This window comes from Marivirga lumbricoides, assembly GCF_014636295.1.
Taxonomy (GTDB): domain Bacteria; phylum Bacteroidota; class Bacteroidia; order Cytophagales; family Cyclobacteriaceae; genus Marivirga; species Marivirga lumbricoides.
This window is the reverse complement of the sequence record NZ_BMEC01000006.1, coordinates 13,420-33,268: the sequence shown is the minus strand read 5'-3', so window position 1 is coordinate 33,268 and position 19,849 is coordinate 13,420. Positions and strand designations below refer to the sequence as shown.

The 19,849-nt window shown below is 36.5% G+C and carries 13 protein-coding genes; 7 read left to right on the top strand and 6 right to left on the bottom strand.

Features of this window, described 5'->3' with window-relative positions:
• Positions 1 to 404 precede the first annotated feature (404 nt).
• The 3 genes from IEV85_RS10270 to IEV85_RS10260 all read left to right on the top strand — a co-directional run bounded on the left by IEV85_RS10270 (position 405) and on the right by IEV85_RS10260 (position 4,235).
• Entirely contained in the window at positions 405 to 2,090 is a 1,686-nt protein-coding gene (locus tag IEV85_RS10270; protein ID WP_188462959.1) for an AMP-binding protein, read from the top strand.
• A gap of 131 nt (positions 2,091 to 2,221) precedes the next feature.
• Positions 2,222 to 3,031 (top strand): COG4315 family predicted lipoprotein, encoded by an 810-nt coding sequence (locus IEV85_RS10265; protein WP_188462956.1) that lies wholly within the window; start codon positions 2,222 to 2,224, stop codon positions 3,029 to 3,031.
• Positions 3,032 to 3,308: 277 nt separating this feature from the next.
• Positions 3,309 to 4,235, top strand: a complete 927-nt coding sequence (locus IEV85_RS10260) for a hypothetical protein (RefSeq protein ID WP_188462954.1) — start codon at positions 3,309 to 3,311, stop codon at positions 4,233 to 4,235.
• 67 nt (positions 4,236 to 4,302) lie between these two features.
• Here IEV85_RS10260 and IEV85_RS10255 read toward each other — a convergent pair whose 3' ends face one another.
• Positions 4,303 to 4,968, bottom strand: coding sequence for a TIGR02453 family protein (locus tag IEV85_RS10255; protein ID WP_188462952.1), 666 nt, complete (start codon positions 4,966 to 4,968; stop codon positions 4,303 to 4,305).
• Positions 4,969 to 5,304: 336 nt separating this feature from the next.
• Between IEV85_RS10255 and IEV85_RS10250 the strand changes: the two genes are divergently transcribed.
• The gene (locus IEV85_RS10250; protein WP_188462950.1) at positions 5,305 to 5,772 is read left to right on the top strand and encodes a pyrophosphohydrolase domain-containing protein; all 468 of its coding nucleotides are present in this window, start codon (positions 5,305 to 5,307) and stop codon (positions 5,770 to 5,772) included.
• Between the two features lie 154 nt (positions 5,773 to 5,926).
• Positions 5,927 to 6,178 carry a hypothetical protein gene (locus tag IEV85_RS10245; RefSeq protein WP_188462948.1) on the top strand — a complete coding sequence of 84 codons (252 nt, stop codon included), beginning with the start codon at positions 5,927 to 5,929 and terminating at the stop codon, positions 6,176 to 6,178.
• Positions 6,179 to 7,691: 1,513 nt separating this feature from the next.
• Here IEV85_RS10245 and IEV85_RS10240 read toward each other — a convergent pair.
• The 3 genes from IEV85_RS10240 to zwf form a co-directional block, all read right to left on the bottom strand.
• The gene (locus tag IEV85_RS10240) at positions 7,692 to 9,737 is read right to left on the bottom strand and encodes a glutamine--tRNA ligase/YqeY domain fusion protein (RefSeq protein ID WP_188462946.1); all 2,046 of its coding nucleotides are present in this window, start codon (positions 9,735 to 9,737) and stop codon (positions 7,692 to 7,694) included.
• 115 nt (positions 9,738 to 9,852) lie between these two features.
• Positions 9,853 to 10,566, bottom strand: coding sequence for a 6-phosphogluconolactonase (pgl, locus tag IEV85_RS10235; RefSeq protein WP_229712557.1), 714 nt, complete (start codon positions 10,564 to 10,566; stop codon positions 9,853 to 9,855).
• Positions 10,567 to 10,575: 9 nt separating this feature from the next.
• Positions 10,576 to 12,099 (bottom strand): glucose-6-phosphate dehydrogenase, encoded by a 1,524-nt coding sequence (zwf, locus tag IEV85_RS10230; protein WP_188462944.1) that lies wholly within the window; start codon positions 12,097 to 12,099, stop codon positions 10,576 to 10,578.
• 261 nt (positions 12,100 to 12,360) lie between these two features.
• On the opposite strand from zwf, the gene gndA reads away from it, so the two are divergent.
• Positions 12,361 to 13,755: an NADP-dependent phosphogluconate dehydrogenase gene (gene gndA / locus IEV85_RS10225; protein ID WP_188462942.1), complete on the top strand. Its 1,395-nt coding sequence runs from the start codon at positions 12,361 to 12,363 to the stop codon at positions 13,753 to 13,755.
• A gap of 552 nt (positions 13,756 to 14,307) precedes the next feature.
• On the opposite strand, the gene IEV85_RS25150 is transcribed toward gndA, so the two are convergent.
• Entirely contained in the window at positions 14,308 to 15,654 is a 1,347-nt protein-coding gene (locus IEV85_RS25150) for a glycoside hydrolase family 11 protein (protein WP_188462940.1), read from the bottom strand.
• A 293-nt stretch (positions 15,655 to 15,947) separates the two neighbouring features.
• Between IEV85_RS25150 and IEV85_RS10215 the strand changes: the two genes are divergently transcribed.
• Positions 15,948 to 16,199 carry a hypothetical protein gene (locus IEV85_RS10215; RefSeq protein ID WP_188462938.1) on the top strand — a complete coding sequence of 84 codons (252 nt, stop codon included), beginning with the start codon at positions 15,948 to 15,950 and terminating at the stop codon, positions 16,197 to 16,199.
• A 51-nt stretch (positions 16,200 to 16,250) separates the two neighbouring features.
• On the opposite strand, the gene IEV85_RS10210 is transcribed toward IEV85_RS10215, so the two are convergent.
• Positions 16,251 to 19,505 (bottom strand): PAS domain S-box protein, encoded by a 3,255-nt coding sequence (locus tag IEV85_RS10210; protein WP_188462936.1) that lies wholly within the window; start codon positions 19,503 to 19,505, stop codon positions 16,251 to 16,253.
• Between the last annotated feature and the right edge of the window lie 344 nt (positions 19,506 to 19,849).

The following is a 19,849-nucleotide window of genomic DNA, read 5'->3' as shown; positions in this document are numbered from 1 at the left end:
GGGGTGGCTCGTGAAGAGTCACCTTTTTTATGCCTGTGTATCCAGATTCCATATTAAATAGAGCCTATTAGACAACAACATCAGAATCAATCATATGTACCTGAAAGTCAGCAACAAATGATTACCCATTGTGTGGCCTGATTTTAGATTTCGTATTAATAATAGTATTGACTGTCGGAATTTTACCACTGTCGATTTTATTCCATCAGTATTGTCGGAATTGTATCCAATTTTGGCGGTTTTTTACACCTATTGAATCATTCTCCCTACCTACCTTTATGCAATTAATAATTAGAATAATACATTACAATAACAAGAAAACAGCTTTCATAAAATCTATTCAATTTTTCTATTCCTCTTTTTTTACACTGATATCTTTTATACAAAACTAATTTTTATTTGAAATGAACAATATTAAATCTCCTTGGCTTGAACATTATCCTTCTAAGGTACCGTTTGAAATAAAGCCTCATCATTACGAGTCTCTTGTTGATTTATTTGAAGAGTCTGTAAGGAAATATTCGTCATTGCCTGCTTTTGTTTCCATGGGTACCTCAATTTCCTACAATGAACTGAACCTTTTAACACGGAAATTTGCGACCTATTTGCAGCAAGAATTAGGATTGCAACCCGGTGCACGTATTGCCATTCAGTTACCCAATATTTTACAATACCCTATTGCTATGATAGGTGCATTGAGAGCAGGACTAATAGTTGTAAACATCAACCCACTGTATACATCCAGAGAAATGCAGCATCAACTTGCAGATTCAGGAGCAGTTGCAATTGTAGTTTTAGCCAATTTTGCTTCTAAACTGGAAAATATTCTCCGCTCTACCTCTGTAAGGCACATTATCATCACTGAATTAGGAGATCAATTAGGAGCTTTTAAGAAAACAATGGTAAATGCTGTGGCAAAACACATAAAAAAAATGGTGCCCAAATATCATTTACCCAGAGCTGTAGCTTTTAATGATGCAATAAATAGAGGAAGTCAGCTATTATTTCATCCTCCTATTATTGAAGGCACTGATATTGCTTTTCTTCAATATACAGGAGGTACTACTGGAATATCTAAAGCAGCGGTTCTATCCCACAGTAACATATTTGCCAATATTGAGCAGTTTTCAATTTGGATAAAAGGTTCACTTAAAGAAGGAGAGGAAACTGTAGTCACTGCTCTTCCCTTGTACCACATTATGGCGTTAATGGGTAATTGTTTCACCATGATGAAGTTAGGAGCCAAAAATGTACTCATTCCTAACCCCAGGGATACAAAAGGCTTTATAAAGGAGATTAAGAAATACAAAGTCTCCATTTTTTCAGGTGTTAACACCTTGTATAACAATTTATTGAATCACTCTTCAATTTCACGAGTAGATTTCTCAGACTTAAAATTTTGTGCAGCAGGGGGTATGGCCATGCAGATTAGTGTGGCTGAAAAGTGGAAAAAATTAACAGGAGTTGCCATTACTGAAGGGTATGGATTAACTGAAACTTCACCCATTCTTACATTTAATCCCTTAGGAGGGAAAGAGCGATTAGGAACTGTAGGTATGCCTTTGCCGGGAACCCAAATTATGATTGCAGACAGAACAGGACAAGCACTTAACATAGGAGAGGCTGGTGAAATTTATGCAAAAGGGCCACAAGTAATGAAAAGGTATTTTAACCAGAGCCTTGAAACGGCACATGCCTTTAGTTCATCAGGGTGGTTTAAAACAGGTGATATAGGTAGGTTAGATGAAGATGGTTTTTTAACCATTCTGGATAGAAAAAAGGAAATGATTATTGTTTCTGGCTTTAAGGTATACCCGAGCGAAATAGAAAATATCATTGCTGGAAACCATAAGGTATTGGAGGTTGGAGCTATCGGAGTGCCAGATGAGAGAACTTCAGAAGCCGTTAAAATTTTTGTAGTAAGGAAAGATACCTCATTAACCAAAGATGAACTATGGGAATTCTGTGGCAAGCATCTCACACTCTACAAAATTCCTAAGCATATAGAGTTCATTGATGAATTGCCAAAATCCACTGTAGGAAAAGTACTCAGAAGGGCACTAAAGGAGGAAGAGCTTCTGGAAGTATGATAGTCTATCAATAAAGAAATTAATACGGAAGGTGTTACCGGCCAATCCGGATTGTGATCAAAATCGCACAAGAACATCCTTCTACCCATTCAATATATTACTATTTATCAAACTTAAAATTTCAAAGAAAAATGAACAATTATTTTAAAAATTTGCGCCTTGTAGCCTTAAGCTTTTTAGTACTTAATTTATTTACAGCATGTAGTGATGATGACAGTCTGGATAAAGAAACAAGTGCATTTAATATTAAAATAGAGAATAACAGTAGTTTCGGAAGTATATTGGTGAATCAGGAGAATCAATCCATGTACTTTTTTGCAGGAGATGTAAAGGGGGAAAGCAATTGCAACGGAGGGTGTGCAGAAGTATGGCCTCCGGTAATTGCTGAAGTAGATGATTTAGATCTTGCTTCTAACCTTAATCTCACATATTTTGGAAATGTTACCAGGGAAAATGGAGAGAAACAACTTACCTATAAAGGATGGCCTTTATACTATTTTTCTCCTGAAAGCGATGATGTGTTAGAAGCATCTGGCGCTGTGGAAGGTGATGGAAGAGGGGGATTATTCTATGTGGCTAAACCAGATTATACTTTATTTCTCGGGAGACAAGTTTTAACGGAGGGTGAAGATGCTGAAATCTATTTAGTGGATGATTATGGGTTGACACTATATCAGTCTGCAAATGATGAAGAAAATGTAAGTAATTGCACAGGCGGGTGTGCAAATGCATGGCCAATATTTAGCGGACAGCAGAATCCTGTAATTCCATCAACTTTGAGCGAAGACGATTTTTCTATGATAACGAGAACTGATGCTTTAGGACCACAACTCTCATTTAAAGGAGTTCCTTTATACTTTTTTGCCTCAGATGAAGGGATTAGAGGTAATGTTACTGGAAATGGTACAGGTCCCTTTACAGTAGTAGCTCCGGAATTATAAAAGAGCAAATTCTTAAATACAAGGGTAGCTCAGGATTGGCCTGTGCTACCTTTTAATGTAGATTTACTGATTTTATGTCATTGAACAGCAGATCAAAAAAGAAGAATAAAAAGGAGTGAGAATGATTCAATACATAATTTAGTATAATATAACACTTAAAGTAAATCTTAAGGTGTTCATAGACTTTATCATAATAAGAAAAAACTTACATCAGTAGTAAAATTAAAAAGTTATTAAAAGTAAAAGTTACTATATATTTGATTCAAAAAATTTAATTATGAAAAGAATATTTATTGCTATTTGTGTAGTTCCCATGTTGTATTTCACCGGTTGTAAAGATGATGACGAAGGATTAGATACAGGCCAACAGTCTTGTTTGATTACTGAGTTAAATGATGACGGAGATATAATTGTATTCAATAATAATTCGGATGGAAAAACAACAAGTCTTGAATTCAGCTACTATGAAACTGATTGTAATTATAATCCTTCAACAGAAGAATTTGTTTGTGACTCAAGTTTAGTACAAAATGAAATTAAATTAGTATACACAGGACAGTTAATTACTGGCGCTCAGTTTTTCGAGGATGGAGTAGCTACTTCAATTGATTTGGTTTTAACCTACGATGATGAAAGCAAATTAAGTAAACTCACTTATACCGATTCTTATGATGAGGATATTTATGTGTACGAATATAGGTTAGAGTATAATAGTGCAGACCAGGTTGTGAAAGTAGAAGAATATGATACTGACAACGGATCAGAAACACTGCAGCTTTATGGGTATGAAGTATATGAATATGTTCAAAATAGACTAAACAAAGTTGAATATTTCTATGAGAATAGTAATAACTCTATGAGAAAAGGTAAAAAGCGGTTTAATAACAGAAACAAAGGTGTTACTCAAAGAATTGCTCCAGAGCTTTCTAGTACAGTAAGCGTTACAGTGGATGATAAATTTAATCCTTTTTATAAAAATGTTGCATTTCTTTTATACAACGAAAGCTTTCAGTTCTTTGTAAGCGAAAATAATTTTTTAACCTATGAAGAAACTGAAGCAGGTGATAGCGAAAGTAGTTATTCAGCTGTATACGAGTATGAATATAATAGCAAGAATTTTCCGACAGCATTTAATGTAGTATTCTCAGAAAATGGAGTTAAAAGTGAAGAGTTTACAGCATCAATAAGTTACGAATGTAAATAAGGTTTTTAGTTCTTAAAGCTTTTGTTTCTTTTTCAAGGTAGCACAGGTCAATTCTGTGCTACTTTTTTTATTCCTCAAAAGCTACTGCCTGATTCAAATAGTTTCTGAATGGGAGTAAAATACGATAAGCTTTAATCAATTCCTCCTTGAAATCATCACTTATAACCTCTTTCTGTGTAAGCGGGTGCATCACAACAAAAGACCTTAACTTCAGAAGTTCTATATGAGGATGGTCGATGGAATAACCTTTGGGCGCATTGGTTAAGGCATCATCTGACATTAATTCTCCATAATAGTCATTGAACTCTTTTGCCGAAATAATCTTTTTGAATTCATTTCCATTATAATCAATCGCGGCCCGTATTTTCTTCAAAATATCATTCGGGGAATGATAGAATCCTCCGGCAAGAAAGCATTCATTGATGCCTAAATGTATATAAAAATCGGCATAATTTTTTGCCTGGTCCATACCTGCTCCAAAATGGTCTTTATAGGTTGGTTTGTTAGGGTGGAAAACTAAATTGTTATTAATTCTATTGATTGCTTTCTTTCCCGGAGTATCATGGTAATCAGGATGAATTTTTGCTAATGATAGGTTCAAATCAGAAAGAAACTCTTTGTATTCATCTCTGATCGTTTCATATTGCTTCCTGTGTTCATCCATCCAGGCTTTGTTATTATTTCCTTCTGAATTCAGGTCACGGAGGAAATCAAATAATTTTCTAAAATTCATGTATTTAAGTTTTAACCTGAGTTCAATTTTAAATTTACTTTCTAGATACATTAGAACGTCATTTCGGAAATTTTCTTTTCATATTTTCAGATAAAAGAAAATTATCCGTAATCTCATCTTATTGTAAGGAGATACCACATAAATTAAGACTTTTTAGAAAAGTAAGTCTTAATTTTGTGGCATAGCTTGCCCTCCTTACGGGGATGCCATATTTAGTAGTCTAACTTAGGTTTATAGTAAAGTAACTGTTTGATTTTAGAAATGTTTCTCAATCTGCACTATTGGATTAGTCACAGATAATCCTTTATTTCATCCTTCATTAAAAAAAACAATTCTATGCAGGAAGCTGAAGCACTCAACTCCGTAAAACAATTTCATCAAACTTTCAATCATCCGATAGTGGAACACCCGGCAATTCCCGCTAAAAATAGAGCGGATTTAAGGGTGAATCTATTAAAAGAAGAGCTTCAGGAGCTGGAAGAGGCCGTAGCTAATAATGATTTAGTAGAAGTAGCAGATGCCTTATGCGATTTGCAATATGTATTGTCAGGTGCAATTTTGGAATTTGGACTAGGAACAAAATTTTCCACACTTTTTGCAGAAGTACAGCGCTCCAATATGAGTAAAGTATGCCATACAGAGGAAGAAGCCAAAGCAACGGTTATCCATTACGAAGGTTTGGGTCAACCCGCTTACTATAAGCAAAAGGAAGAGTGTTTTTTGGTTTTTAGAAAAGCAGATGATAAAACCTTGAAGTCTGTTAATTATTCTCCGGCAAATTTGAAAGATATTCTGGAAAGTTAATGATTTAGCTAAACAGCCTGGTATTTGGTGGAATAAAAAGGTTTTAAGTAATTCCTCTTTCCATTTAAGGCCTCACTTCGCCTGAAATTTTAATTCGTTTAAAGTGCAACAAGCATTTAGGTAAGGAGTTTAATTAGGGAAAGTGAGTTAATCCATGACAGAGGAAGAAGCAAAAAGCGTTATCCAGAGGATTCCGATAGGGGCTAAACTTCAATTGATCAAAAAAAATGGATCAATAGCAGATGTTTCATTGGCTAGTCATGATATAAGTAGTATTCCAAAAAAGGAATATGGACATATAACGGTGCCTGAATTACCTCCTGCTTTAATTGTTTTCGGTGGAACAAGGTTTGGAAAGTTTCGCATCGAAATTCGTGAAATCAGCAATATTGCCTGGGTAGGTTAAGCAAAATGTCAATCTATATTATAGACTTGTAACCACCATAAAAGCCGGCAAGTATCGTCATCCCAGAAATTTTTGGAGAGCAACGGAAAAAATTATCAGGGATCTTTTCAATGAAATGAAATTTCATTACCGGAATTTTATAGAGTAATAGAAAAGATGGCTTTGTGCCTGGCAATGACTATTTTATTGTAGGCTTATAGCAAAGGCAATTCTATAAAAAGGCACTATTTCAACATGCTGTTGAAATGGACAGATTCCCTTCTGCAAGGGAATGACGTTCTAATTGTAATTTGAGTAAAAAAACTATCTTATGGCACAGAGCACCTGGGACAAAAAGATTGCCGCGCTGCGCTCACAATAGCCATTTAATTTTAGGTGACACTTAATTACCAAGATTGCTTCGTACCTCGCAATAACCAGCTGATTGGCATTTTTCTTTCTATCAAGATTTAAAACCAAGGTCTGTGAGCCACAGACCTTCCCCTTTTTGCTGGAATATAAGCCACAGACCAGTGGAAAAAAACGATCTCAATCAACAGGCACTATGATGTATTTGTCACTACCACAAAAGCCGGCAATTATGGTCATCTCCGAAATTTTTGGAGAGCAACGGAAAAAATTATCAGGGATCTTTTCAATGAAATTTCATTACCTGAATTTTCTAGCATAATAGAAAAGATTGCTTTATACCTGGCAATGACTATTAATTGTAGGTTTATAGCAAAGGAAATTCTATAAGAAGACTTTATTTCAACATGCTGTTGAAATGGACAGATTCCCTTCTGCAAGGGAATGACGTTCTAATTGTAATTTGAGTATAGAAACCATCTTATTGTACACAAATGAACAGAAAAGCCAAGGTCTGTGAGCCACAGACCTTCCCCTTTTTGCTGGACTATAAGCCGCAGACCAGTGAAAAAAAACGATCTCAATCAACAGGCACTATGATGTATTTGTCACCACCATAAAAGCCGGCAAGTGTCGTCATCCCAGAAATTTTTGGAGAGCAACGGAAAAAATTATCAGGGATCTTTTCAATGAAATTTCATTACCTGAATTTTCTAGCATAATAGAAAAGATGGCTTTGTGCCTGGCAATGACTATTTAATTGTAGGTTTATAGCAAAGCCAATTCTATAAAAAAGACGTTATTTCAACATGCTGTTGAAATGAACAGATTCCCTTCTGCAAGGGAATGACGGAGCTAATGGTAATTTGAGTAAGAAAACTATCTTATTGCACAGAGCACCTGGGACAAAAGATTGCCGCGCTGCGCTCACAATAACCAGCTGATTTTAGGTGATACTTAATTACTAAGATTGCTTCGTACCTCGCAATAACCAGCTGATTGGCATTTTTCTTTCTATCAAGATTTAAAACCAAGGTCTGTGGCTCACAGACCTTCCCCTTTTTGCTGCTGGACTGTAAGCCGCAGACCAGTGAAAAAAAACGATCTCAATCAACAGGCACTATGATGTATTTGTCACCACCACAAAAGCATGCATTCCTTTCATCTATTCAAGGTTAATCCGCTTCGCCTCTTCCACTAACATTTCATCTTTATCTTGCAGACCGGCTTCAATAAAAGCATCAATCTCTGAATTACGAATAAGTCCTTTCTTTAACAGCACGCCTAGGCTAATCATGACGCCAATGCGTGTGCCCACTTTTTTAGCTGCAGTATTAAACAATGGCTGTAATTCCTCATATTCCACGCCTTCTGCCAGGTTCATAATACTTGCTCTGGCTGTGGCCAGTTTATCTCCTGAAAGATTGGTGTATTTTTTACTGATTTTCTGAATTTCATTGATAGCACTACGCTGCTGCTGGTTTTGATTTTGCTGCGCAGCAGGTTGATTCGATTTAGCTTGATCAGCTTTTGGCTGTTGCTTAGCCCAGGAATCTTTCAATCCCACCGTTTTATTAAAAATCAAATGGTCATTACTGGCCTCTTTATCTAAAGTAAAATAACCTAACCTTTGGAACTGGAACTTATCATCCAGTTTTGCATTTTGTAGGAATGGCTCCACATAAGCTTCTTTAATAATATTTAAAGAATTAGGGTTTACGAATTCCATAAAGTTTTTATCTGCATGGCTGTCAGGTGCTTCATCTAAAAACAGTCTGTCGTACTCACGGATTTCAGCTTTTACAGCATGTGGAATAGAGACCCAATGAAGGGTTCCTTTCACTTTGCGTTCACTGGCTTCTGTGCCACTGCCTGATCGGGAATCCAAATCGCAGGTACAATGAATTTCAGTTATATTACCTTTCTCATCCTTAACTACAGATTCACCTTTAATGATGTAAGCATTTTTTAACCTTACTTCCTTTCCAATGCTAAGTCTGAAAAACTTACTGCCGGCAGACTCCTTAAAATCCTCTTTTTCAATATATAGCTCTCCTGAAAAAGGCACTTCATGCGTTCCTGAGCCCTCAATTTCAGGATTGTTATCAGCTACAAGCATTTCAGTTTTACCTTCAGGATAATTAGTAATCACCAATTTTACCGGGTCTAATACACCCATCACACGGGTAGCATTCTTGTTCAGGTCTTCACGGATACAATACTCCAGTAAAGCAACATCTGTTACACTATCACGCTTTGTAATACCGGAAGCCTCACTGAACTTCCTGATTGAGTCTGGTGTATAGCCTCTGCGCCTTAATCCGGAAATAGTAGGCATACGTGGGTCGTCCCACCCGGCTACAGTTTTAGTTTGCACCAACTCCAGTAATTTACGCTTGCTCATTACTGTGTAGCTTAAATTTCTTCTGGCAAACTCCCTTTGCTTAGGCCGTAAATTATTCGGGTCAGCAATCTGATCTAAAAACCAGTCGTATAGTTCTCTGTGTGATTTAAACTCTAAAGTACAGATAGAGTGAGAGATAGATTCTAAATAATCGGATTGCCCATGAGTATAATCGTACATAGGGTAAATACACCAGTCATTGCCAGTTCTGTGATGGGCTTTCTTCACAATTCTGTAAAGCAAAGGATCGCGCATCAACATATTAGGCGAAGCCATATCAATTTTAGCACGTAAAATATGTGTGCCAGGCTCAAACTCACCTGCCTTCATTCTTTCAAATAAATCCAGGTTTTCTTCCACACTTTGGTTGCGGTGCGGGCTTTCCACTCCAGGGGAAGTGGGAGTACCCTTTTGCTCAGCCATTGCTTCTGCAGACTGTTTGTCTACATAAGCTTTTCCATCTTTAATTAATTGAACTGCCCAATCATAAAGCTGCTGGAAATAGTCGGAAGAATAGCATTCAGTTGCCCACTTAAATCCGAGCCATTCAATATCTCTTTTAATGGCATCCACATATTCCTGCTCTTCTTTGGAAGGGTTGGTGTCATCAAAACGTAAATTTACAGGGGCATTATAACGCTCTCCCAAACCAAAATTAAGACAAATAGAAGCTGCATGCCCTATATGTAAATAACCGTTTGGCTCTGGCGGAAAGCGAAAGCGGAGTTGCTCTTTTGGCATTCCGGCAGCTAAATCCTGTTCAACAATTTGCTCTATAAAATTAAATGATTCTGATCCTTCCTTCATACTAATGTAATTGAAACGCAAAATTAGGTGAAATGCAAAGATATGCAATACAGCGTGTAGGATTACTTGCACAGGAATGAACAAATAATCCTAAAACAGTTAACAAAAACGGTGCTTATTTTCCTGCAGCCGACTCATCTAAATACCAACTGAGCTTGCCGTCAGTAGCTTTAATATGAGCCGCAGGATATTTTTTATAATCACCTTCCTTATTAAATATTTCCTGGATTTTCTCTGCTTTATTGGCCCCTGTTACTAAAAAAGCTATTTCAGCAGAATTATTGATAGTGGCGCCTGTTAAAGTGACTCTTTTCTGTCCGGATTCCGGGTGAGTAGCTACCGCACAAATTGGTTCAGCTTTTATTAATTCTATTTGATTCGGGAAAATAGACGCAGTATGTCCGTCAGGCCCCATGCCTAAGAGCATCAAATCGAAGCGGGGGAGCCCGTTTTTAGCAGGGATAATTCCTTCAATTTCTTTTGCATATCTGATAGCTTCTTTTTCAGGGGCATTCTCTCCTAAAATCCTGTGAATATTTTGCGGGGGAATAGCTATTTTGTCAATCAGCAATTCTTTCGTCATTTTATAATTGCTTTCATCATCGGTAGGAGGGACACAACGTTCATCACCCCACCAAAAATGGATAGTTTGCCAATTGAATTTTGTTGCATATTCTTTGGCAAGTAAATCAAATAATATTTTTGGAGTGGATCCGCCAGATAATGCTACATGAAAGACAGGTTTATTCTGAGTTTCCCGGAGGAAAAAATTAGCAAATTCTTCGGAAAGCGTTTCTCCGTCCTTACAAATATTTTTATTATTCATCATTATTAAGTTCTATAGTTCGCAATAAATGCCATCATTAGTTAAATTTTTACATGGGTTTCGCCATTTCAATCCTTCTCCTTCAATCATATTCATGGCATTTTCTGGCCCCCAGGTACCTGCTGGGTAGCCATATACAGGAATGGAAGGATCATCTTTCCATGCTTTTAAAATAGGGTCTACAAATTCCCAAGCTTTTAAAACACTGTCACCGCGCGCATAAAGAGTGGCGTCTCCCTGCATACAATCAAGCAGTAAACGCTCATAAGCTTCCGGTACATAAGTGTTAGACAAATCCTCATAAAGAAAATCCATATTAACAGATTCCACATTTACACCAGTACCAGGAACTTTTAATCCAAATTTTAATAAAATCCCTTCATTAGGCTGTATTCTGAAGACAAGGATGTTTTGCTGATTGGGTAGTTTTTTATCGCTAAACAAATGGTGATGATTCGGTTTAAAGTGAATCACTACTTCTGATACGCGTGTAGGTAGTTTTTTACCTGTTCGGATGTAAAAAGGAACATCTGCCCATCTCCAGTTATCTATAAAAAACTTAATGGCGGCAAAAGTCTCTGTCCTTGATTCCGGAGCAACGCCAGTTTCTTCCCTGTAACCTGTCATTGCCTCTTCTTTATAGGTAGAAGCCATATATTGGCCACGGATCACATCTTTTCTGATTTCTTCCTGAGTAAGAGGCCGGATAGCCTGAAAAACTTTGTCTTTCTCGTTTCTGATGCTGGTGGCATCCATTTTGGCAGGTGGCTCCATAGCTACCAAAGCTACTAATTGCAATAGGTGGTTCTGGATCATATCTCGCATAGCACCCGATTTATCATAATAACCGCCTCTTTTTTCAACACCAACACTTTCCGCAGAAGTAATTTCTACCCGCTGAATGTAATTACGGTTCCAAAGTGGTTCAAAAATACTATTGGCAAAACGTGTAACCAGCAGATTTTGGACTGTTTCTTTACCCAGGTAATGATCTATTCTGTATAATTGATTCTCCTGAAAACAGTTTAAGAGTCTTTCATTTAGAGCATTAGCAGAAGCTAAATCGTATCCGAAAGGTTTCTCTATAATTACCCTTTTCCAACCATCGGATTCCTTATTCAGGCCCACTTTACTTAAATTAGCCCCAATGGTTTCGTATAAACTAGGTGGGGTGGACAAGTAAAAGATACAATTTTTACTAATTGAACACTCTTTAAAAAGATTATCCAGCCTTTCCTTAAGCGTATGATAACCGGTAATATCTGCTGTATCTATGGCCTGATAACGAACATGTTGAGCAAAAACCGCAAGTTCGTCCTTTTCTAAAGTGGGCAAATGTGGATTTTCAAGAACAGCTAATTTTTGGTATTCCTGATCAGTATAATGAGTTCTGCTAACGCCAAGCACCTGATAGTTTTGTGGCAGAAAGCCTCTTTTATATAAATTAAAAACTGCAGGAATCAGTTTCCTCATGGTAAGGTCACCGGAAGCTCCGAAGATTACCAGCACCTGATCTTCAATTTTTGTTTTTGACATAATGATTTATCACAAGATTTGGTAATATTACAAATATTTTAATACTTCGTTAAACTCAAACGGAAATAAAGAAGCCTGTTTAGAATAGTTTATCAGACATCTTTTATATAATCGGCTGAGAGCGAATAATTAACACAGGGATCAAGGTTAATTGATTTTTAAGTGAGTGAAAATAGGAGAGGAGCCTTACGCAAAACCTAATTGCTGTAAAGGCATCACTTATACGGAAAATATACTAAAGTTTAATTTTTATAAAAAAACATGGAAGGAACTTATGATTTTGGCCTGGTAGGACTGGGAGTTATGGGCAGAAACTTTATCTTAAATGTTGCAGATAATGGTTTTTCAGCCTATGGATTAGATACAGACCCTGAAAAAGTTGATGCTTTGCGATTGGAAGGAGAGGGTAAAAAAGTAGATGGTACTACAGGAAAAGCCCAATTTATTCAGCATTTGTCAAAACCGCGAAAAATCATGTTACTTGTACCTGCCGGAGCTCCTGTAGATGCAGTAATTGCGGATCTTCTTCCTTTAATGGATAAAGGTGATTTGATTATAGATGGAGGGAATTCGTTTTTCACTGATACTAACAGAAGGGCAGAGGAACTGCAGGCTAAGGGAGTTCACTTTATAGGGACAGGTGTTTCAGGTGGTGCCAAAGGAGCGAGATTTGGCCCCAGTATTATGCCAGGTGGAGACAAAGCAGCCTATGAGTTAGTAAAACCCATATTTGAAGCGGTTGCAGCAAAAGTGAATGGTGAGCCTTGTGTGGATTATATGGGGGCTAAATCTGCCGGAAACTATGTGAAGATGGTCCATAATGGTATAGAATATGGGCTTATGCAGTTGATTTCAGAGATTTATGATGTGTTGAAAACCGGATTAGGTAAAAACAATGAAGAGCTACATAAAATATTTACTGATTGGAACAACGACCGGCTTAAGTCATTTTTGATTGAAATAACCTCGGAAATATTTGTTCAGAAAGATGAGGAAACCGGTGGGGATTTAGTCGACATCATCCTCGATAAAGCGAAGCAGAAAGGTACCGGGAAGTGGACTTCCCAGAATGCGATGGATCTTGGTACTCCAATTCCTACCATTGATGTTGCAGTAAGTATGAGAGCCATTTCTTCTTTTAAAAGTGATAGGCTAAAAGCGCAAAACCTTTACCCTAAACCAGCTCTTCCTGCTAACTTACCATCAATTCAAGATATTGAAGCGGCTTTATTTTTTGCTTTTATTGTTACCTATGCTCAGGGGATGACTCAGTTAGTAGCTGCTTCCAAAGAATACCATTATGAATTGGACTTAGCAGTAATCTCCAAAATATGGAGGGGTGGTTGCATTATCAGAGCTGAATTGCTGGAAGATATGCGCAAAGCGTTTACTAAAAAGAATGACCTAAAGAGCTTATTGCTGGATGAGGATTTTGCCCGGAAATTGAATGCTTCAGTAGGCGGAGCTCGTAAGGTAGCTACTTTCGCTATTTCTGCCGGCATTCCCGTTGCAGGTTTAAGTGCCAGCTTGAGTTATTTTGATGCCTTTACCACAGGTCGATTGCCGCTGAATTTAATTCAGGCACAAAGAGATCATTTTGGCTCGCATACCTATGAGAGACTGGATAAAGAGGGGATTTTTCATACAGAGTGGTGAGTGATACATTGCCCAAATACTTATAATCAAAAGAGGCTGTCTCAAAAGGACGGCCTCTTATCTTTTGCCCCAATATTATTTTGTTTCTAATCAAAGTATAAGTAAAATCATTATATATAAAACCCCATTCACCTTGATTGCTACCATAGTTTCGTCCCGATTGGACTGATACCTTTGATGCACTATGATCAGGTTTTGTGATAGCATATTCAAGTAAACTAGGAATATGAAATGCATCGTGGGACACGAAGCATGGCTTAAGATCGCTTAAATAATGTTTCGTGAGACACGAAACATGGCTAGAGGTGGTATGAGACGAGGCTCAAAACCTCGTAGAGGTGGTATTACGGTAATAATGAACTTACCATGTTTTAAAAGTCCTGTAAGGACGACATTATATATTCTCACTGATATTTAAAGGAGGTATAAAGAAACAGACGGGACAATGCTTTTGTTAGAGATAGGCGTAACCCAAAATCAAAAAAAGAGACTGTCATAAAATTTTTACTTTTGAGACAGCCTCTTTTTTACTTATTACTTATTCAATAGGTTCTATTTAATCATAACTTTTCTTACAATCTGATCTTTATCGCCTTTTACCCTAACCAGGTAAAGTCCGGAGTACATGCTTACATCAAACTCCACCAAGGAATTGTTCTTGCTATTCAAATCAACTTCTCGAAGGATTTTTCCATTTAAATCAGTAAGCGCAATGTGTTTTGCTTCTTCAATTCCTATAAGGTTTATAGAGAGCTGACCGTTATTGATGGGGTTGGGGAAGATTTTTAAACTTTGCAGCGATATTAACTCATCTTCATTAAGCGCTGACCTCCCACTACTAAGCACTCTGTTATTGCTTTGATAGGTTATATCTCCAAATCCAATTCTTCCATTACAATGCATCATCTGACTGTAGGAGCCGCCACAACTACCATTCTGATAAACGGCTGTGTTATATGACATATTTTCGGCTTGCCTTGTTTGTCCATGTATTTCAATCCAGTCAACTTCTACATCTCTGCTACCACCATCATTATCAAATTCTAAATTTAGGTCACCTGGGTCAACATATACTTCATAATTATTCCAGCTGGTTGATAGGTTTATTTCGGATTGCACCTCATTATTAATTAATACATTCAGGTGTTCACCACCGGCTAAACCACGTGCACGCACTGTTAAAGTATAAGCTCTGCCACCGCCTGAGCCACCACCTCCGTTGCCACTTCCTGTACCCATTGACATACTGTAAACATCGCATGTTCCGCTGCTTTGATAACCTTCTACCGTAAGGGAAACTTCATATAAATTACCCATATTCATACCTAGACTGGCCCATGCGTTAAAATGATTGGCACAAGTAATAGTTCCACTAGTTCTTTTGGATCTTCTTACACTCCAGTACTGCTGAAAAGTCCTGTTACCTTCAATTGAAGGCTGGTTGGTTCTGGTGGTTTCGTAGATATCATACGTGCCTCCATCTGTAGTTACGGTGCCTTTAGGTGTTCCGCCTGGTGGCCTCCAGCTACCCCAGCTATCCACTATATAATATTCAACTAATGGTCCGGTTGTCCAACCATAAACGCACAAATAGGAATTACCTGAAGGTTGATAATTGGCACCGTAAGTAACTGTTTGATTCATTGAACCCGGCCTTATTCCTTTGCGGGCTAATAAGTTACCAATATTGCTCCAGTTAACACTAAAGGTTCCTCCAGAGCCAAGAGTCATACAGCCATTTCCGCTATCTTTCCAATACTCATAAGTGTAACCGCCACTGCTGCCAACATCATTATTACAAATTGTTTGCGCATTGGAATTTAAGCTGAGTGAAAACATCAAAATGCATAGCATTATTAAATGTTGTCGTTTTTTTAAGAGGGGGAATCGATTTCTCATAATTTTGGATTTTGGTTAAAATATTTAATCAATAATTACCCAATTATTGATATAATCGCAATGGGTGCATACTAATTTTGGGAATTGACACGCAATCGATTGCGATCATAAAAACAATTTAACAAATAATATTTATTAATCCTAAGTTTTAAGAATTTAAAATACACATAAATACGAAAGGTATAGTGTTGGTTATTTATGGATAATATTTACTTCAACAGAATAGGAATTATACTTTGTATCAATAGTTATAAGGTCTAAATTGCAACAAATTTCTAAACAGTAACCTGAGTATGTTTGATGGCTCCGCTTTCCCAGCTTCATTGGATGAAGCAATTTTTGAAAATTGGCTTGAAAAAGGCCGTGACAGTAAAATAGGATATGCTTATCTTTTGGTAGTTTGGGATGCATACGACCAGAAGTATATACCTGTTTATAAGGAAGGAAGGGAAGCTATAGAAACTTTCGAAAAATACGAATCTTCTACCGGCCGAGAATCTCTTGTGGCTGCCTACGATTTATATTCCGAATCCCGGGTGGCATAATTTAGCATTTTCTAATGCTGTATGCCAAACCAGTTAATTTATAATCAAATTTTATTCGTGTTTATTGAGAATGGCCTCAAAATCTGCATTTACCTTATTTATCTGTGAAGATATTTTGTCAATAAGTACGGTGTTACCTGGAAAACCTTCTCCTTCTTCAACTAATTTACGAATATTATTTAAAACAAACTCTAGTCTGAAAAACCTTAGTATGGTGATTAAATTATGATGTAATACTCTTAATTGTGCGATATCTTTATTTTGGATGCATACCTTAAAACCACTTTTGAATTGGAGAATATTATCGTTGCATTTTCTTAAAAATTTCATTTTAAAAGGCTGATCTCCCAATAAACCTGCTGCTAATGTTTTTTCAATATCACTGCTATTCCAGTTGCCCTCTTCAAATGGAATTGTCACTCCTTTTTCAGGTGGGAGAGCCTGTTTAGGCATTCTCACTTGTAAATCTCCAATTTTTGCAGAATATTTATTGATAATATTAACAAGATCTTTTGGTCTGAATGGCTTGCTTAGGTAATCGTCCATTCCACTGGCAAGAGACTCACTTTTAACATTCTCAAAGACATCGGCAGTTAATGCTATAATAGGTACATTTTTAAAATACTCATCATCCAGGCTTCGAATTTTTTGCGTTGCTTCAAAGCCATCCATTAAAGGCATTTGTAAATCCATGAGCACAAAATTGTATGCTTTGGATTTAATTTTCTCCAATGCTTCTTTGCCATTTTCAGCAATTTCAAAATCCACATTATACATTTCTAAGAATTTGCTGATAATCATCTGATTAGCAGTATTGTCTTCAGCTACTAAAGCCCGGATACTTTTTCCCCTAAAGTCAATTTCAGCATTGGTATTAGAAAGATCTTCTAACTCCATAGAGCCCTCGTTTAGTTGAATATCAAAATAGAAGTATGACCCCATGTTTTCCATACTGTCTAATTGAATAACACTGTCCATCAACTCAACTAGCTTTGAAGATATATACAGCCCCAGACCGGTGCCTCCATACTGACGGGATATGCTGGCATCTGCCTGTTCAAATGATCCGAAAATTTTCGCCTGTTTTTCTTTTGATATACCAATACCATTATCCTTTACGCCAATTCTAAACTTATAAGTAGTTCCCGATTGCTCCAGGAGAGAGGTTAGAATAGTAACCTCACCATTTTTAGTAAACTTTATAGCATTCCCTACCAGATTATATAGTACCTGGCTTATTCTTGCACTATCTCCTACAAAAATTGTGGGTAAATTATCATCATATTTAATGGCTATATTTACCAGGTTCTCCTTTGCCTTAGTACCCAAAGATCTCTGAATATTTGTAAGCAGGTACGCCAAATCAAATGGTTGTTTAGCAAGCTCAAGTTTCCCCGATTCTATTTTAGAAATATCAAGTATGTCATTAATTAGGTTTAGTAAATTCTCTCCTGAGAAATTTAATAATTTCAGATTTTCAATTTGATCTTCCCTGGGGTTGCTCTTTAATAATAGGTGAGTCAGTCCATTAATAGCATTCAGAGGAGTTCTTATTTCATGACTCATTGTTGTTAGAAATTGCTTTTTTGAGTTAGAGGCTATTTCAGCCTGCTCTTTAGCCTTTTCTAAAGATTTGTAATTTTCAAATAATTCAGTTTGAATTTCAACTCGCTCAGTAATATCTCTGGATGAGGTTATGATAGCAACAGCTTTATCATTTGACATAATTGATTTGGAAAGCACTTCTAACCACTTATATTCTCCGCTTTTCGTAATTACTCTACACTCAATCTTTGCTAAATCATTTTTTTGAACAACTGGCTCGTGTGATTCTTTCCTGATTCTTTCAATATCATCAGGATGAAAATAATCATAAGGATTCTTCCCTATTAACTCTTCGGGTTCATATCCTAAAACAATTTTGGAGGCCGGGGAAATATAGGTATAGGTTCCATCTAATTGGTGGAGCGCCACCATTTCATGCGTATGGTTAGCTAATAATTGGTAGTTTTCCTGACTGAGAGTCACTTTTTTGCGAATTTCAATCTCTTCTGAAATATCCGCAAATAGTCCATACAGTAAAACTGGCTCTCCTTTTTCATTAGAGACTTTTCCTACAGATCGTACCCATTTTTTATTCCCTTTGGCTGTTACTATTTTCAGTTTTTTATTCCATGAGCTACCACTTTTAATGGCTGTTTTAATTGTTTGTATGATAACAGGCTTTGACTCATCATCATAAAAGTTTATACCTTCCTGATAAGTAGGAGTATAGCTACCCTCAACTTCATGAATTTTTCGTGTTTCGTCAGACCAAAATATATCTTTATTTTTAAGATTATACTCCCAATAACCAATATGGGCAATGTTCTGAAGCTCTTCTAATAAATCAATGGTACGTTTTGATTTATTATCATTTTCTTCAAGTAAATCAATATTCTCTTGATATTTTTGCTCTATATTCTTGCGCTCAGTAATATCATGGCAAGCTATCTCAACAAACTGCTCATTTCCATTGGTATGGATAGATAAAGACCTCTCTATGTCTCTATAATTTGTCTCTTTGAGCTTAGATTGAGTTTCAATTTTTAAAAATGGCTTCTTCTGTAATTTTCCCCAGTAATTCTTCCAGTTTTCTTTGTTAAATTGAGGGTCAAGGTCATAAATGAACTTAGGGCACAATCCGCTATTTGAATGGCCTACCATCTCTTTATACTTTTTATTGCACTCTAAAATAGCTCCTTCTTTATTCAGCCGCACAATTCCTACTATTGAATTATCGAAAGTAAATTCCGCATGCTTTAATTTTCTGTTCTTCTTCAGGTGATCAATGCGTATCAGTACCTGTTTAGCTAAAATACCCAGTACTTTCTTCTGGCTATCATTTAGCTTTTGAGGCTGATAATCCAGAACATTTAAAGTACCATATGTATATCCCTCGTTGTTTATAAGTGGTATTGATGCATAAAACTTCACATGCTGAGTATTTGAACTACTGACCGCCTTGGTATAGTATTTTTCCAGCTCGTCATTTGTCCATTCCAAAACATCTTTATGATTGTTTTCTGAGCTTACAATAGAGAATTCTGAAGGGGTTTCTGCAATCGAAATTCCTACATGTTTCTTGAACCATTTCCTGGTATTATGCTCCAGCGAGATAATAGAAATAGGAGCATTACAAACTTCTGCAGCCAGCTGTGTTATGTCTGTAAAATTTTCATCTTCCTGAGCTCCTGCTATTCCAAAGGATAGCAGTGATGAGGAATCTTTGACTTTGCCAGAAGGTTTCGTAATTAGTTTCAACATTTAATATAATTGAATTATCAATTTACCGTATTTATTCTTATTTTTCATTAAATAGTTCTACCCAATACATTAAGCTGTCATCAAAAGAAGTAATGTTTCCGAAGATTTTGGTAGGAAAAGTTTTTGAGGAGCTTTTATGAAGGTTTTATTGCTATATTTTAACAGTTAAGTAAATACAATACACGCTACCTAACTTCTTTATATCCTATAAATAGTCGAATTCTAAAATAACTAAGTAATTATGTTAGGTGTAAGATTTTAATCAATTAAAAAAGTATGAGATATACAATCAAATAATTGGATCACTTTCATGAGGTTTAATCTTTAAAAAACCTTTTAAGTAA